This window comes from Clostridium minihomine, from assembly GCF_900240385.1.
Taxonomy (GTDB): Bacteria; Bacillota; Clostridia; order Oscillospirales; family Acutalibacteraceae; genus Faecalispora; species Faecalispora minihomine.
Genome location: NZ_OEQH01000001.1, coordinates 314,157 through 330,166 on the forward strand (window position 1 = coordinate 314,157; position 16,010 = coordinate 330,166).

Annotated in this window: 18 protein-coding genes, 1 pseudogene and 1 riboswitch; of the genes and pseudogenes, 7 read left to right on the forward strand and 12 right to left on the reverse strand. The window is 43.6% G+C overall.

Annotated features, from left to right (window positions below; genetic code table 11):
- Positions 1-22: 22 nt before the first annotated feature.
- The 3 genes from C1A02_RS01495 to C1A02_RS01505 all read right to left on the reverse strand — a co-directional run bounded on the left by C1A02_RS01495 (position 23) and on the right by C1A02_RS01505 (position 2,245).
- Complete coding sequence (locus tag C1A02_RS01495) at positions 23-751, reverse strand: DNA alkylation repair protein (RefSeq protein WP_101696434.1); 729 nt, start codon at positions 749-751, stop codon at positions 23-25.
- 193 nt (positions 752-944) lie between these two features.
- Positions 945-1,508: a manganese efflux pump MntP gene (locus C1A02_RS01500; protein ID WP_101696435.1), complete on the reverse strand. Its 564-nt coding sequence runs from the start codon at positions 1,506-1,508 to the stop codon at positions 945-947.
- Positions 1,509-1,984: 476 nt separating this feature from the next.
- Positions 1,985-2,245, reverse strand: a complete 261-nt coding sequence (locus tag C1A02_RS01505) for an AbrB/MazE/SpoVT family DNA-binding domain-containing protein (protein WP_101696436.1) — start codon at positions 2,243-2,245, stop codon at positions 1,985-1,987.
- A gap of 234 nt (positions 2,246-2,479) precedes the next feature.
- Between C1A02_RS01505 and C1A02_RS01510 the strand changes: the two genes are divergently transcribed.
- From C1A02_RS01510 to C1A02_RS01530, 5 genes are all read left to right on the forward strand, one after another.
- Complete coding sequence (locus C1A02_RS01510) at positions 2,480-3,064, forward strand: nucleoside recognition domain-containing protein (RefSeq protein WP_101696437.1); 585 nt, start codon at positions 2,480-2,482, stop codon at positions 3,062-3,064.
- The gene (locus C1A02_RS01515) at positions 3,057-3,578 is read left to right on the forward strand and encodes a spore maturation protein (RefSeq protein WP_101696865.1); all 522 of its coding nucleotides are present in this window, start codon (positions 3,057-3,059) and stop codon (positions 3,576-3,578) included. Before C1A02_RS01510 ends, C1A02_RS01515 begins: the two co-directional genes overlap by 8 nt.
- 244 nt (positions 3,579-3,822) lie before the next feature.
- Positions 3,823-4,587 carry a type III pantothenate kinase gene (locus C1A02_RS01520; RefSeq protein ID WP_101696438.1) on the forward strand — a complete coding sequence of 255 codons (765 nt, stop codon included), beginning with the start codon at positions 3,823-3,825 and terminating at the stop codon, positions 4,585-4,587.
- Between the two features lie 43 nt (positions 4,588-4,630).
- Positions 4,631-4,725, forward strand: a riboswitch (guanidine-I (ykkC/yxkD leader).
- 59 nt (positions 4,726-4,784) lie between these two features.
- The gene (locus tag C1A02_RS01525) at positions 4,785-5,102 is read left to right on the forward strand and encodes a DMT family transporter (RefSeq protein ID WP_101696866.1); all 318 of its coding nucleotides are present in this window, start codon (positions 4,785-4,787) and stop codon (positions 5,100-5,102) included.
- 190 nt (positions 5,103-5,292) lie between these two features.
- Complete coding sequence (locus tag C1A02_RS01530; RefSeq protein ID WP_101696439.1) at positions 5,293-5,616, forward strand: hypothetical protein; 324 nt, start codon at positions 5,293-5,295, stop codon at positions 5,614-5,616.
- A gap of 100 nt (positions 5,617-5,716) precedes the next feature.
- Here the strand turns inward: C1A02_RS01530 and C1A02_RS01535 are convergent, their stop codons facing one another.
- The 3 genes from C1A02_RS01535 to C1A02_RS01545 all read right to left on the reverse strand — a co-directional run bounded on the left by C1A02_RS01535 (position 5,717) and on the right by C1A02_RS01545 (position 7,940).
- On the reverse strand, positions 5,717-6,376 hold the full coding sequence (locus C1A02_RS01535; RefSeq protein ID WP_101696440.1) for a hypothetical protein: 660 nt from the start codon (positions 6,374-6,376) through the stop codon (positions 5,717-5,719).
- A gap of 5 nt (positions 6,377-6,381) precedes the next feature.
- A complete protein-coding gene (gene rpsD / locus C1A02_RS01540) occupies positions 6,382-6,975 on the reverse strand; it encodes a 30S ribosomal protein S4 (protein WP_101696441.1) in 594 nt (197 codons plus the stop codon).
- 359 nt (positions 6,976-7,334) lie between these two features.
- Positions 7,335-7,940, reverse strand: a complete 606-nt coding sequence (locus tag C1A02_RS01545) for a helix-turn-helix domain-containing protein (RefSeq protein ID WP_101696442.1) — start codon at positions 7,938-7,940, stop codon at positions 7,335-7,337.
- Between the two features lie 645 nt (positions 7,941-8,585).
- Here C1A02_RS01545 and ileS point away from each other — a divergent pair.
- Positions 8,586-11,699 carry an isoleucine--tRNA ligase gene (ileS, locus tag C1A02_RS01550; RefSeq protein ID WP_101696443.1) on the forward strand — a complete coding sequence of 1,038 codons (3,114 nt, stop codon included), beginning with the start codon at positions 8,586-8,588 and terminating at the stop codon, positions 11,697-11,699.
- A 122-nt stretch (positions 11,700-11,821) separates the two neighbouring features.
- On the opposite strand, the gene C1A02_RS01555 is transcribed toward ileS, so the two are convergent.
- The 5 genes and pseudogenes from C1A02_RS01555 to C1A02_RS13300 form a co-directional block, all read right to left on the reverse strand.
- Positions 11,822-12,619, reverse strand: a complete 798-nt coding sequence (locus C1A02_RS01555; RefSeq protein ID WP_101696444.1) for a hypothetical protein — start codon at positions 12,617-12,619, stop codon at positions 11,822-11,824.
- A gap of 286 nt (positions 12,620-12,905) precedes the next feature.
- Complete coding sequence (locus tag C1A02_RS13895) at positions 12,906-13,061, reverse strand: hypothetical protein (protein WP_101696446.1); 156 nt, start codon at positions 13,059-13,061, stop codon at positions 12,906-12,908.
- Positions 13,062-13,072: 11 nt separating this feature from the next.
- Entirely contained in the window at positions 13,073-13,216 is a 144-nt protein-coding gene (locus C1A02_RS13710; protein WP_243577881.1) for a hypothetical protein, read from the reverse strand.
- A 24-nt stretch (positions 13,217-13,240) separates the two neighbouring features.
- A pseudogene (locus C1A02_RS13900) lies at positions 13,241-13,477 on the reverse strand (transposase); the annotation flags it as partial.
- A 48-nt stretch (positions 13,478-13,525) separates the two neighbouring features.
- Positions 13,526-13,786 (reverse strand): hypothetical protein, encoded by a 261-nt coding sequence (locus C1A02_RS13300; RefSeq protein ID WP_129588134.1) that lies wholly within the window; start codon positions 13,784-13,786, stop codon positions 13,526-13,528.
- Between the two features lie 693 nt (positions 13,787-14,479).
- Here C1A02_RS13300 and C1A02_RS01580 point away from each other — a divergent pair.
- Positions 14,480-14,779 carry a hypothetical protein gene (locus C1A02_RS01580; protein ID WP_101696449.1) on the forward strand — a complete coding sequence of 100 codons (300 nt, stop codon included), beginning with the start codon at positions 14,480-14,482 and terminating at the stop codon, positions 14,777-14,779.
- Between the two features lie 858 nt (positions 14,780-15,637).
- Here the strand turns inward: C1A02_RS01580 and C1A02_RS01595 are convergent.
- Entirely contained in the window at positions 15,638-15,910 is a 273-nt protein-coding gene (locus tag C1A02_RS01595; protein ID WP_101696452.1) for a putative signal transducing protein, read from the reverse strand.
- Between the last annotated feature and the right edge of the window lie 100 nt (positions 15,911-16,010).

Sequence of the window (16,010 nt, forward strand, 5' to 3'; positions counted from 1 at the left end):
AGCGGTGAAAAAACCGGTAACTTTACCGGGAAAAATCGGACGGACGTTTTAATGTCCGAATCACCGACTTTACATTTTCATCAATTTGACGAGACTCCACAATCTTTTGCAGTGCTTTATTATGGGTAAAATCGTCCAGAGTATTTTGTTTGAAGTAACGAAGGGCAAGCTCCGGATTGACTGCGCAGCACATGGAAAGATTCCATGCCACCGCCATTTTGGCATAATACCCTGTGGACCGAACTTGGTTCATTTTCAGAAAAATACGTTCCAGGTTTTGTTCGCTGCAATAGTGATCCAGCAGCATTACAACCCCAAATCGGCAGTGAAATTCCTGTTCACTGGCCAGATACGGCTGTAAAAAATCCCAGACAAGTTCCGGCTCGCGCTTTGCCAGACGGAATCCGGCACAGAAACTGTCGCATACCGACCAATTGTTAATTTTAGGAACAAAATCCGCGGTATGGGCAAGCAGCTCGAAAGGATCTGCTTTGGCATAGCTGATCACCAGCCCCTGAAGCATGGTTTCCTCAAAAGTATCGTCTGCTGCATTCGCCAGATAAGTGCGCCAGTCTTCTTTTGCGATTTGCCGTGCCAGCTGCCGAAGCAGAGGAAGCCGCACCCCTAACAGATTGGGGGTTCCAGGCAAAAGCTTTGCGATAAATTCCCGGTAAGGCTCGTCCGCCAGCTGTTCCAGCTGAAAGCGGATTGGCAGGGTACCGTCCCATTGCGGCAAGTTCCGGTTTCCCATGATCAAATCCCCCTTAACCGAGCCTCAGTTTCACAAAAAGAAATCCAATGTACTTTCCTTTACCACATTAATATAGTTTCAGCATAACAGTTTGCACTATAAAAATCAATAAAAAGTGGTTATTTTATGGTGGATCTTAAGAATCTTATCAGAAAAGGATGCTTTTTTTCGCTCTCTTGATGAAATGTTTTTCTTAAATAACGTTTAGGTGCTCTAAAAGAATTTTGGTTCCAATTAAAACCAGAGTGCACCCGCCCAGCAGCTGTGCTTTGTTTCTGGCTGCGGCACCGAAGCGATTCCCCAGAAGGACTCCGGCAAACGAAATGGTCAATGTAATGATTCCGATTAAAAATACAGAGACAGCAATATCTACCTGCAAAAATGCAAAGGTAATTCCAACGGCCAAAGCGTCAATGCTAGTGGCAATTGCCAGCACCAGCAGTTCCCATAAAGGCAAATCCTGTGGACAGTTTTCCACGTCCTCTTTCTGAAAAGCATCATACAGCATTTTGCCGCCGATTACTGCCAAAAGAAAGAAAGCGATCCAATGATCTACCTGTACAATCAAGTGTTGAAACTGACGGCCCACCAGCCACCCCACAAAGGGCATTAAGGCTTGGAATCCGCCAAAGAACACCGCAATGATCGTTGCTTTTCGATAGCTTAGTGTTTTCATGGACAGCCCCTTACATAACGCCACCGCAAAGGCATCCATCGAAAGTCCTATGGCGACCAAAAACAATTCTTGCAAACTCATTCTTTTTACCTCCAAAAAAATAGTAGATACGGCTGACGCCATACCTACTCTGTTTTGGAAGAATAGACGCATGTACAGCCGTATCGCCATACATGAGTCTCGTTATTAAAGACAAACCAGACCAAAATCTTGGTCAGTGTGTTGATTTGCCACGCAGAATCTGCGCTAACTACTCCCTCATGAAAAATGTCGTTCCATTGTAGCATAAAAGGGACAAACTCGCAAGGGTAATTTTATCAATTGGCTGCGAAATCCCGAAGAGGATGGGAATATTTCGGATGCTGACAGCACCCGAAGCACAAAAAATCCCATCAAAATACGACAGAGATGACTTGAGGCGCAAAAAAAAAACGACCAAACATGCCGTTTCTTGCAATATACCTTGGGCTAAAAACATTAAGTTAGGAAAAATCCTCCGAAATGGCCTAGGTCGGAGGATTTTACAATCTGTTAATGCTGCTTGCAGAGAACACAGATTATTCTGTTTCTTCCTCTAACCTTTTTGCTAGTCTTTCCATGCATTTGTGACAGACGTTATGTTCCTTAAATTTGTTGATGCGGTCCATGCTGCCACAGAAGATGCAGGAAGGTTGGTACTTTTTCAGTACAATCGCGTTATCCTCCACAAAAATTTCCAACGAATCCTTTTCTGTGATGCTTAAAGTGGACCTCAGTTCCTTCGGCAGAACGATACGTCCGAACATATCGACCGGCCGAACAATTCCCGTAGACTTCATCGTCATTCCTCCTAAATAATACAAGTAAAGATGTCAAATACCGTTGTATTATGCTTCTATAATACCTTTTTTTGGCATTTCTGTCAATTGATAATAAGTGAATAATTTTTAAATTTCGGCGGAACTGTTTGTAAAAACATACTAATTTTACCAAATTTTGCCTACTATTTTCGACAGAATCCCCGTAGGAATGGAACCGAAAGTCCGTACATATGTATAGTATGGGTGAGAAAAATGATGAATTACATTTGGGCAGGTATGATTCTTTTCAGCTGTGTTTGCGCACTTTTGACGGGACGGCTTCCGGAACTTTCAGATGCCGTTTTGTCGGGGGCTGCGGGAGCAGTGCAGCTGGTTATTGTGTTGTTGGGGATGATGTGTGTTTGGACAGGGCTGATGAAGATTGCCGATGCCGGCGGAATGACCAGCCTGTTAAGCCGATTGTTTTATCCGGTTATGAAACGGTTGTTCCCGCGTTATTCCAAAGACAGCCCGGCCATGAAAGCAATTTGCATGAATATTACCGCCAACCTGCTGGGGCTGGGCAATGCAGCCACCCCATTGGGAATTGCCGCCATGAAAGAAATGAGTAAGGTAAATGGGGGAAAGCCCGAAGCGGATAATAATATGGTAATGTTTGTGGTCATCAACACGGCTTCTATTCAGCTGATTCCCACATTTATGGGGACGCTGCGGGCGCAGTACGGTTCCGCAAACCCGTTTGATATTGTGCCGGCTGTGTGGCTGGCCTCGATTTTATCGCTTGGGCTGGGGATTCTGGCTGCAAAAGTGCTGGAAGGGCGTGAAAAGCTTGGCTGAGTTTGGGGTGGTGATCGTTCCCGCCACCGTATTCTTTATTATTGTGTTCGGATTTGTCCGAAAAGTACCGGTGTTTGACACCTTTGTCATGGGGGCGAAAGAAGGGGCAATTTCCTGTTTTGAGGTTCTGCCGTCTTTGGTGGGATTGATGCTTGCCGTTAATATGCTCAGTGCATCTGGCGCACTGGATCTGCTTTCTTCCTTTTTAAAGCCCATGGCCGAACTTTTGGGGCTTCCGTCTGAGGTGATGCCCCTGGCCATGATGCGTCCTGTTTCGGGAAGCGGATCCAACGCGCTTTTGCTTCAGCTGTTTGAAACCTATGGCCCCGACAGTTTTATCGGCCGTGTGGCCTCGGTCATGAACGGCTCCACAGAAACCACTTTTTACGCAATTGCTGTCTATTTTGGGGCAGTGGGAATTAAAAAGACAAGGCACACCATTCCCGCAGCACTGACGGCAGATTTGGCAGGGTATGTGGCGTCTGTGTGGGCAGTGCGAATCCTGTTTTTATAAAAATACCGGCCGCAAAATACAATGAAATCAGAAAGAAAACGGCAGACCTGAAAAAGCGGGGTTCTGCCGATTTTTATTTTTTAAAGTGAAAAAAGACAGCAAATAATGAAAAATTCACTGGAAATACCCCTTTTTTATAAAAAAACAGACTTTGTGTCGAAATTAAACAGCAAAGGTATTGCGCATTAGTCGGTATTTGGGTATAATAACGTTCGTGAAAAACGTAGAGGGGGGAAGAAAATTCATGCTTTTGACGCTGGATATTGGGAATACCAATATCACGATAGGCTGCTATGAAGGAAAAAGGCTGAGCTTCGTATCCCGCATGGCAACAGACCGATCTCGTATGGAAGATCAGTATGCCATTGAACTGCGGGATATTTTGGATATATATGGCCTTCGGGCGGAGGATGTCACAGGAACTATCATTGGTTCTGTGGTTCCGCCGGTGACCACCTATATTACAAAGGCGATTAAAAAAATAACGGGGTTGGAACCCTTGGTTGTGGACAGCAAAACGGTGTCTGATTTAAATGTTTTGCTGAACCCGCCGGAGGCTTTGGGCGCAGACTTGATTGCGGGCTGCGTGGCAGCTCTTGAACTGTATGACGGCCCTTGCATTATTTGGGACATGGGCACTGCAACCACTGTTTCTGTCATCGACAGTCAGGGCAGTATGCGCGGTGGATGTATTATTCCCGGTGTGGGAATCAGTATGGAGGCGCTTACCACCCGAACAGCGCAGCTGCCGGCTATCAGCATGGAGGCTCCGGAACGGGTGATTGGAACAAATACGGTGGATTGTATGCGCTCAGGCTTAATTTATGGACAAGCCTGCATGATAGACGGGATGTGTGACCGAATCGAAGAAGAACTGGGTGTTCGCTGCAAGGTGATTGCAACCGGCGGTTTGGCTCGGGAGATTGTTGCTTATTGCAAGCGCGATATTATTTATAGCTGCAACCTTTTGTTGGAAGGTTTGCGGATTCTGTATGAGAAAAACAAGTAAGAAAAGGATGTTTGACAAAGAAACACCCCTTTGCTATACTGACAATATAGTTTTATAGGGTTCCGCGGCAGTGCCGGACTGGACCAAGATAAAACGCACAGGATACTGTGTTCACGGAAGGATAAAAGCCTGGGAGATCAATTGTGATTTCTCAGGCTTTTTTGACGTTTTATATTCAAAAAGGAGAGTGTTTTTTTATGAAATGGTGCTTTTTACTCATTGCCGGACTGCTGGAAGTTGTGTGGGCTGTGGGGCTTAAAATGTCAGAGGGCTTTAGCCGGCTAATCCCCAGCGGGGTAACGATTGTGGGCATGATTTTAAGCTTTTATTTTCTATCTTTGGCGCTGAAAGAACTGCCGCTGGGCACAGCGTATGCCATCTGGACGGGAATCGGAACGGTGGGAACCTTAATTTTCGGAGTGATTTGGTTTCGGGAAGCCATCGCTCTTCCTCAAATTTTTTGCGTGGCCTTGATCGTCAGCGGGATCGTAGGGCTGAAGTTGTTGACTCATTAAGATATGATAAAGGCAACATAAACAAGGGCAGGCCTTGTATTTTATCTGGAGCATTTAGCAAAGAACAGGGAATAGTTGACAATTCGGCCGTAAAGCGGTAAGGTAAATCAAGAAGTAAAAAATCGATTTTATTTTTGAAAATCAGCGTTCATAGGATAGAACAATCGATGCTTTGGGGAGGCAAATCCGCATGAAAAATCAGCTGAAAAAATATTTTTTTGATTGTATCTTTTTAATCGTGCTGAACGTTGTGTTTCGCTGGATTGGCTGGATTTCTGATCTGCCATATTTCTCTACCTTTTTTGTTCCGCTGCTTATCATAATGTTGTCTGATGTATTCCGGTGGGCCAAAAGAGAATGGCGGCTGTTTTGCGGAAAACCAGCTTTGTCAGAAAAGGATAAAGTGTGTGATGCCAGAGTCCAGATGATAGAATACCAAAAAGAGGATGCCTGGTATTGGCTCAAAGGAAAAATGTCCAAATGGAAGAGAACCAAAGGGAAAACAAGCCCCTGATAGACTCTTTTATCAAAATAAAAACACCGCCCGACAATTTAGATTGCCAGGCGGTGTTTTTCAGCTTTTTATCATTTCTTTTCGTTATAAGCTTTTTTAATTACTCTAAAGTACCTACCCGGGTATTTAGCCAATGCAGCAGCAGGTGTTTGGCAAAAGGCTCTTCTTCAAAGCGTTGGCATAATTCATCCAGCTGCTGAAAGGAATATCCAAATTCTTCCTCAAACAGTTCTTCGCACCACACCAGTTCTTTCAAATAGGAAGCAACCTCTTCTGCACCAGAAAACATGTTCAGGCAGAAAAGAAACCCCTGTTCCTTCCAATATTGGTTAAAGCGGGTGCAGAACCGCAAAAGAGCATCCCATTGTTTTTGCCCCGTGTGCTTCCAAACGGCGCACAGTTCATAAACAAATCCGCTCATGGCCAGCCGGTGAGGCGTGTCGGTCTTTTGAATCAACTCTAAAAATTCAGGAGTTGAAACAATCGGCGTCACCAGATGATCGGTTTCCGGATTCATTGCATAGTAAAAAACAGTGGGAAGAAAAATATATTGCACAAACCCCAGCACCGATTCGGAATCGGGGTAACATGCCCAATTGCTGTCAAGAAGAACACGTCGGTCGTCAATCACGCAGGCGTTGACGAAAACAGGGGAACTAAGCTGTTCCGGCGGAACAAACAGATTGTTCCACACATCTTGTTTTTCAAGTGTCCATTCCCAATATCCAAGCTGACTGTATTTGCAGGCCGGGCTGTTCATAGTAATTACCTCGAATAATGCTCAACGACCAGCTGATCATCAATCTCTACCGGAATTTCTTCACGCAGGGGCAGACGAATCAATGTGCCGCTGAAGGCCTCAAAATTTCTTTCTACATAAGGAACAGGGAAGCCCTTGCCGTCTAAGAAATTAGTGCGGAAGGCCTCGTTGCTTCTGGATTTTTCGCACAAAGAAATCACATCACCCGCACGCAAAGCATAGGAAGGGATGGTGATTTTTTGGCCGTTTACCCGAATGTGGCCATGGGTTACCTGCTGGCGAGCCAGACGGATGGAATTGGCAAATCCAATCCGATAAACCATGTTGTCCAGACGGCATTCCAGAGACTGCATCAAAGCATCGCCGGTTTTACCCGGTGCTTTTTCGGCTGCACGGTAATATCGGAGCATCTGCTTTTCCAAAATACCGTAATATGCTTTTACCTTTTGCTTTTCGGTCAGCTGCAGACCATACTCTGAAACTTTTCTTCTTTTGTTAAATGCCGGAGCACCTGCCCGGTTCATTGCTTTGGGGTGTCCGCAAACATTAACCCCCAACCGTCTGCATTCTTTGAAACGTGGGCCTCTTCTTGTTGCCATTCTTGTTTTCTCCTTTACTTGTTTCATCATATTTGGAACAGTTAGTTATTGCTAACTTGTGCTGATACCAAAATGATTTCATTTAAGAATCTAACCCAAATAGGTTAGAAGAAACTAACAAACGAATTATACCAGATTCTAATGCAGATGACAAGAAGGAATTTTAAGATTTTCCAGGATTTTATTTTTTCTAGAAAGCCGTTTTAAAGCCTGATTATTTGGGGGAGTGGGGGATCAATTCATCCGTGGCTGCACAGAATAGCAAAACAATATGCAACAAAGCAGGTTACGCTTTGTTGCATATTGTTTTTTGAAAAATAGGTGGGTTGAGATTAGTGCTTTGTTTTTTGATAGATCTATTAGCCGTTTTTCTGGGACTCTGCTGTATTAATTTGAAACAGGCCGTGCTGATTGCAGTATGCGTATAAAATTCCTTGTCCTGTTCTGAAGAAACGGGCTTCCGGATTTTGCTCCGGATACAGTTTTTTCAGCTGAACCTGATTGGGTGTGATATAGGCGAAAAATGAGAGAAAGTGATCTTTTCTCATCGGATGATTCATGGTGACGTAATAATCATTTTCGATGCACTCCACACAGATGGAATGAGTTTCATCTGTTGTTTCTGCTTCCAGCACCGGCAAAAGGATGCCGCAGCAGCTAAAGGAGCCTTCTCCCATAGAATGGATCACGTTCCCACAAACCGGGCATACATAGAATTTGGTTCGCATCATGTTGCCGGCCCGGTTGCGGTTTGTGACGTATTCGCCGGACAAAAGCTCTGCCACCGACACAGAAAGAACCTTGGCCAGCGGTTCCAGCAGTGAAATGTCTGGGAGCCCCTTTTGGGTTTCCCATTTGGAAACCGCTTTGTCGCTGACCAAAAGCAAATCTGCCAGCTGCTTCTGGGTATAGCCTTTTTTCTCCCGGAGTTGTTTAATGGTGCTTCCGGTAACATAATTTGTCATGTTACGTTTCCTTCCTTTCTGTTTTCTATTTTTAAGGATAGCGCATGGGCTAAGAAAGAGCAATCTACGGTTTGTAGAGTTCCCTTTCTTTAGGTAACAATGGTTTTTCTGGAATAAAAAGCAGACGGCTTTGCGCCAAGGCATCTAAAAAATAGAAAGCGTACATGTTCGGCGGTTTTTAAGCATCCCATTGGCAGACATTTTTATTTTCAATTTGCCAAATGATTTTTACAATACAAATTGAATTGTTTGAATATATTATACAAATAGTATACTAAATGCCAGATGATTGTCAAGAAAAGCAAGGCGGGAAAAGACCCGATGAATTCTTGACAAAATGCCTGTTTGGTGGTAGCCTTAAAGCAGAATAAAATATAGAAAAGGCTACGATAGAGAGAGTAGGTCTTCTTCCAAATGCAAAGCGAGCCGGGGACAGTGCAAGCCCGGTCAAAGTAGAGAAGACAGAAAATCACTCTGGAGCCGCAGGCTGAAAGTTATTTGAGTAAGCCGCGCCGGGAGTCCTCCGTTACAGGGACCTCATATGTTAGTATGGTAGGGTGGTATAACGAAGTCTTTTCCTTCGTCCTGATTCGGGACGGAGGTTTTTTATTTCATTGAGCTGTAATATGGTAGGAGGTACAGAATATGTATCAAAAAGTATCCACAGATCTTCATTTTGTGGACAGGGAAAAAGAAGTGGAAGCATTTTGGCAGGAAAACCAGGTGTTTGAAAAGAGCGTGGAAACCCGTCAGAAAGGCAAACCTTATATTTTTTATGACGGCCCGCCCACGGCCAACGGCAAACCGCACATCGGCCATGTGCTGACCCGCGTGATTAAAGATTTGCTGCCCCGCTATCAGACAATGAAAGGCTGCCAGGTTCCGCGTAAAGCCGGCTGGGATACCCACGGCCTGCCGGTAGAGCTGGAAGTGGAAAAGTTGCTGAACATTAACGGGAAAGATCAAATCGAAGCCTATGGACTGGAACCTTTTATTGGCCAGTGCAAGGAAAGCGTTTGGAAGTATAAAGAAATGTGGGAGGATTTCTCCCGTACGGTAGGTTTCTGGGTAGACATGGACAACCCTTATGTGACCTATGACAATAACTTTATTGAATCGGAATGGTGGGCCTTAAAGCAGATTTGGGAAAAAGATCTGCTGTATAAAGGCTTTAAAATTGTGCCTTACTGCCCCCGCTGCGGAACCCCCCTTTCCAGCCATGAGGTGGCTCAGGGCTATAAGGATGTAAAAGAAAAGTCTGCAGTGGTAAAGTTTAAGGTAAAAGATGAGGTTGCTTATATCTTGGCTTGGACCACAACCCCCTGGACTTTGCCGTCCAACGTGGGCTTGTGCGTGAACCCCGATGAAAAGTATGTGAAAGTGAAAAAAGACGGCACCGTTTATTATATGGCGGCGGAATTGGTGGAATCCGTTTTGGGCGAGGGCACCGAGATTCTGGAAAGCTATGTGGGTACCGATTTGGAATATAAGGAATACGAGCCGCTGTTCCGCTTTGTGCAGCCCAAAGAAAAATGCTGGTTTATCACCTGTGACCGGTATGTTACTTTGTCTGACGGCACCGGCGTGGTTCACATTGCCCCTGCTTTCGGCGAGGATGATGCCCGCGTGGGGCGCACTTATGGCCTGCCTTTTGTTCAGCTGGTGGACAGCAAGGGCGAAATGACCAAAGAAACCCTGTGGCCCGGCGTGTTCTGTAAGGATGCGGATCCGCAGATTTTAAAAGAACTCAAAGACAACGGCCTGCTGTTTGCAGCGCCCAGTTTTGAACACAGCTATCCTTTCTGCTGGCGCTGTGATACTCCTCTTTTGTATTACGCAAGAGAATCTTGGTTTATCAAGATGACCGCCATGCGGGAGAATCTGATTAAAAATAATAACACTGTAAACTGGATTCCCCAAAGCATTGGCAAAGGCCGCTTTGGCGACTGGCTGGAAAACGTGCAGGATTGGGGCATCAGCCGCAATCGTTACTGGGGGACTCCGCTGAATATTTGGGAGTGCGAATGTGGACACCGCCACGCTGTCGGCAGCATTGAGGAACTGAAAGAAATGTCACCCAACTGCCCGGAAAATATTGAATTGCACCGCCCCTATGTGGATGAGGTAACCATCACCTGCCCCGAATGTGAAAAACAGATGCACCGTGTTCCAGAAGTAATCGACTGCTGGTTCGATTCCGGCGCTATGCCGTTTGCCCAGCATCACTATCCTTTTGAAAATCACGATCTGTTCCATCAGCAGTTCCCGGCGGACTTTATCTCAGAGGCAGTGGATCAGACCCGCGGCTGGTTCTATTCGCTGCTTGCGATTTCCACTTTGCTTTTTGACAAGGCCCCCTTTAAGAATGTTATTGTGCTGGGCCACGTGCAGGATGAAAATGGACAGAAGATGTCTAAATCCAAGGGTAACGCCGTGGATCCTTTTGATGCATTGGAAACCTATGGCGCAGACGCCATTCGCTGGTATTTTTATAGCAATTCCGCGCCTTGGCTGCCCAATCGCTTCCATGGCAAAGCAGTGGTGGAAGGCCAGCGCAAGTTCCTTTCCACTTTGTGGAATACCTATGCGTTCTTTGTGCTGTATGCCAACATTGACGAGTTTGATGCCACCCAGTATCAGTTGGAAACCGATCACCTGACTTTGCTGGATAAATGGCTTTTGTCCCGCCTGAATTCCATGGTGCGGGATGTGGACGATCATCTGGCTCATTATCGGATTCCGGAAGCCGCCCGGGTGCTTCAGGAGTTTGTGGACGACATGAGCAACTGGTATGTGCGCTGCAGCCGCGAACGTTTTTGGGTGGAGGGCATGCCTCAGGATAAGGTTTGTGCTTACCTGACTTTGTACACCGCTTTGGTGACTGTGGCAAAGGCAGCCGCACCCATGATTCCTTTCATGACCGAGCAAATTTACCGCAATCTGGTTTGCAGTGTGGATTCCAGCGCGCCGGAAAGCGTGCATCTCTGCGAGTTCCCTCAGGTGGAGGAAGCTTTAATTGATTCTGCGATGGAAGAAGATATGAAGCAGGCGATGCAGATTGTGACCTTGGGCCGTGCGGCCAGAAACGCCGTCAGCATCAAGAATCGCCAGCCTTTGGCGAATCTGTTTATCCATGCAGAGCGGGACTTGGGCGAAGCTTACCGCGAGATCATTCGCCAAGAGCTCAACATTAAAACCGTTCACTTTGTATCGGATGCTTCCGATTTCTCTGATTACCGCTTTAAGCCGCAGCTCAAACTGCTTGGCAAAAAGTACGGCAAGCAGATTAACGAAGTGCGCGAGGCTTTGGCTGCCCTGAACGGTTCCGTCGCGAAGAAAGAACTGGACAAAAACGGTTCCATTGCTCTGACCATTTCCACCGGGGAAATTCAGCTGACTGCGGAAGAGCTTTTGATTGAAACCGCCCAGAAGGAAGGCTTTGAGTCTTTGTCTGACAAAGGGGTTACCATCGTTTTGGATACCACCTTGACTCCGGAACTGATTGAAGAAGGCTTTGTGCGCGAAATCGTCAGCAAAATCCAGTCCATGCGCAAAGACGCCGGCTTTGAGGTGACCGATCGCATTGTGATTTATCAGACCGGCAGCGAAAAGATTGCCGATTTGCTGTGGAATAACCGAGAAGAAATCAGCAGTGAGGTTTTGGCCGACGAAATCCATTTGGGTGAAATCGACGGCTTTACCGCCGAGTGGGATGTAAATGGAGAAACTACCTCCTTCGGTGTGGTAAAGGTTTCTTAAACGAAAACTGAATCGTGGCACGCAGCAGAATAGCGTGGCCATTTAACAAAAGAAGAAGCGGGGATCACTTGTGATCCCCGCTTCTTCTTTTGTTTCTGACTAGTAAGTTTTTGAGCCATAAATCAGATCCAAAGCCTTCGTTCGAAGTTTTCCAAAGCCTTAGGTGATAATTGCTTTATGATTAAATTACAACTTAACCATTCACCTTTATCTGTATTACCACTTATATAACACGTTTTGGAAATATTAATAATTTTTTGCAGCAAAGAATCATTTTGAATTTGGGTTATAGTTCTACCATAGTAGGGCATTTCACAAATTGGAATTTTAAAACAAGACAAAGTCCATGCAATATAGTATAATAAAGGATGTGATGAAATGTCCAAGTTGTGATCTTGTTTTTGTGGTACTGAGTGAATTTCAAATATTTCTTGATATCTATCTTCTACTGATAAGTTTGAAAAGTTATATTCAGGAAAAAATGATTTTAGATCAGGATTAAAGAAGTCGGAGTTTAGTAATAGAGATAATTCTTTTCGAATTTCGGGTTTCAATGGACCACAAGTTATATCATAGACCAATTTTTTTTTTGTGTCGGCACTGATATTTACATAAGAAAATATATCATTAAGTAATTGTAAAATTGGATTATTTAATAAATTAGAAATCTGAATAGGTGAAAAAATCGGATAGGAAAGTCCTTCATCCTTTGGTGATGCAAATCTAATTAGTAAAATTATTTGCATTAAAGGGTTATTAGATAAAACCTTGTTTAGTGGAATAGAAGCCAAGTCTTTTCCTTGAAATTTTTTTGAATATACTCTTCTCGACGAATGATCGATATTTTCACCACAATCATTAAGTACAGATTCGGATTCAAATAGAAATATAGCTTCTCGATTTGTTTTTGTTAATTCCATTGTAATACTCCCTTATCATTTTTAAATGGATTGGCATTATATACTAACACCAATCCATTTAGAAGCTGTATTCAACCTATAACTACCACCTACGCAAAAGTGTATGTAAATGAGAAATTCGCACCATAGTTTCCGCGGAAGCAACGCATAATTCATAGTCCTTGGAAAGGCAGCGAGAATTTCCGAGCCAGGCCAAGGTACGTTCCACGATCCACCGCCAGGGGAGCTTTTCCCATTCGTGAGGCTTGATTTTCTCAGAAATATCCACGCCCAGCCCAAGTACTTCTCAAACATCCTCCTCAAAGGCTTTACGATACCCCGCATCGGCACAGAATCTCTTGATGGACGGGGATTTTTCAAAAGCTTTGGTCGCAGGATGTATCCCCGACTTTGTATCGTGAATATTGGCGGTATGGACTACAACTGCGAGCATATTGCCCATTGTGTCAACAACTATATGACGTTTTCGCCCTTTCGTTTTTTCCCACCGTCAATACCATGTTCCTCGCTTGCATACACTGTTTTCACACTTTGCGAGTCAATAATGCCGTAGCTGGGTGTGGCGTCTCGTTCTGCCGCAAGACGCGTCTTTTGCACAACCGCGTCAAGCACCTTTTCCCATAGCCCACTCCGTCGTGCACGCCGGTAGAAGCTGTGTACCGTGGAATACGGTGGAAAATCGTGAGGCAGAGCCCGCCATTTGCAACCGTTATTTACAAGGTACAGCACAGCATTCACCAATGACCGCTTGTGATGTGTGCTGTTCGGCCCCTGCGGAAAGTATTCCGCTATTTTCTCCCATTGTGTGTCTGTCAGGTCACTCGGGTAGTTTGTTGGGTTAAATTCTTTATTTTCCATATGTTCATTTTATCTTAATTGTAGGTTGAATACAAGTTCTTAGATTTTTTAAATTTCTATGGGTTTACTTAGAGTTTTTTGCGGAAAAGTTTTACCTCCAAATGAAGTCATAACAGACAACTTTACTTTCACTTTAGGATTTGATTGTTTTTCGCTATAGTCATATTGAAAGGTATCATCAATTACAGTTTTACGCAAGTAGGCATCATGTGGTATATTATGCGGCCACCATTCCGAATTTCCACTTGCCTGGATTTTCATTGTGTGGTAAGTAAAATAGGCTGTAGGGTCGCTTGAGGATGCTGTCATTTGTACCTCGTAATGATATCTATTATCCCATTCTCCCATGTCATAAAAGTTATAGACTACTGTGAGAGTATTAGTCCAATTACGTGACCTTATACCATCCGTCAGTGGGTTAATATTACCATTGCGATCAATAGTGTAACAATCAGTTTGACTGTCGATCAACTTACCGTTTATCTTTTTTTCGGAATAACTTATAGTGTCTTTTTTACTCTTGAGGTGTGGACTTGATGCAAAAACTATTGATGAAGAGTTTACTATCATCAAAATTGCTAAAAACAGACTAAAAACTTATCCGAATTTGCGTGAGATCTTGACGTTTCTGTTCAATTTACACATCTCCTGTTAATCAAATTATAAATCTAAACTTAATGATAACATTAACTCAATCCCACATTGGAATCACCTCCTTGAATTTTGTATAAATTAATTATAATATATGGTAATTTTTTATATTTTTAATAAAGAAGTATAAAAACATATTTGATATTCCACAATATGTGCAGAAAATTAAATTAGTTTTTTCTTATATATGGATAAAAATCACAAAATAGTGGAATTAAATTATCCTCAGCTTCATTGATTGCTTCCATGATATTAATTGAACCGTTTGTCTCTTTCACATTACGAATCGCCTTAACCCGCAGCTTATCATAATCATTTTTGGAAATGTGGAGAACGGATGCGACCATTCGTATGAGCATATCCATTTCAACAGCGGTGCGGAAGCTGCTCTTTGAAAATCTGGTAGCAAGTGTACCGACCTTTGCTATACAAAAAACATCAACTGCCGCTATTAGTGATTTGGTTGATGTGGAAGATTCCCAGACTGTCGTCAGCGAAGTTTTAACCTTTGATGAGGTTGTCGAAGCGATTGCGAAAGACAACAATATCTCGAAACAGCAGGCTGCTAATCAAGTTGTTTCTAGCTTCATTGATGATTCTGATAAATCTTTTCTTACTGTTAAATCCACACAATTAACACAAATTATATAGGACGCAAGAATAGCTGCGGCATCGGCCACATATAGAACTATAAGCACTATCATTACAGTTACATCAGCATATAAACCAAAACTTAGTTTCTACTGCCAAACGGAAGAGGGCGGTTATTTCCATGCAATTGTAAAAATATTAAATGTTAGTATGGATCGGAATTATAAAGGAATATCTAAGCAATTCGGTGGTACTGTCTATACCAATTTAGAAGATTCTAATCGAATCTATTATATAGTGGAAGGGGATTTTTATAATAATGGTACAACCATGGGTGGTGGAAGTATCAAAATTGGTGTTGGAGAAGGTTCCTCGGCGGAATTCCATGCGTCAAATGCAACTAATTTTTATGCGTATTGTTATAAGGATGGCCGCATTCTATTTTAAAAACTTATCTGCATAATACAATAACGCGAGAGATTCTTTTAAAGGAATAAAAATGTGGTGTGCTTTTGATAGGAGCTTTCACAGCGTTCTAAAATGTATCGAAAGAATTCTGATGGAATCAAAAAAGCAAAAAATAATTTCGCTGCTAATTAGCATTGCATTGGGCATGTGCATTATGTTTGCACCAAGCATCATTACAGGCGAGATGTACGACCGTGCGGATTTAGACCCTTTTCTAACCGCAAACCTAGTAATACGGTCGAGTTCTTTTGTTCTTGGCTTGCTTGTGATTTACGATGCGACAAAAGTTCATTTTAAGGAATGATTTTATGGCTCATCGTGTTTGGAAACAGGCGATATTCCATAGAGAAAAAAGAGCAAGAAGCAGGCCCGAAACCGGATAGCATTTTCCGGTTTCGGGCCTGCTTGCTTTCAAAAAGATCAGAAAAGGGATGAGAAAAAATCAAAGACTTACCCGTTTTGCCGCAAAAGGAATTCTGCTGCATGGGCATCGTCTTTGCGAACCAAAATCCGGTAAGAATCTTTGGGCACAGAGCCGACTTGTGTTCGGGACAAAGTCGCATTGCGGCCATCCAGATTATTCATGGAAAGCCGGATGGAATTATTCTCTGTCTTGGTTTTAAAGGGAATGCCTTGTTCCTGCAAACGATTCTGTGCCTGATACAACTGGGTCAAATCCGTACAGAAATAAACTTCCTGCCATTTGAATAACAATGGATTCATGCTGCTTCCTCCATTTCTGCTTCTTCATTTTCTTTATCATAACATTTGAGTTTTTCTTTGTACAGCGTTACAGAAAAAACAAGGTGCGTTTCTTCCCTGA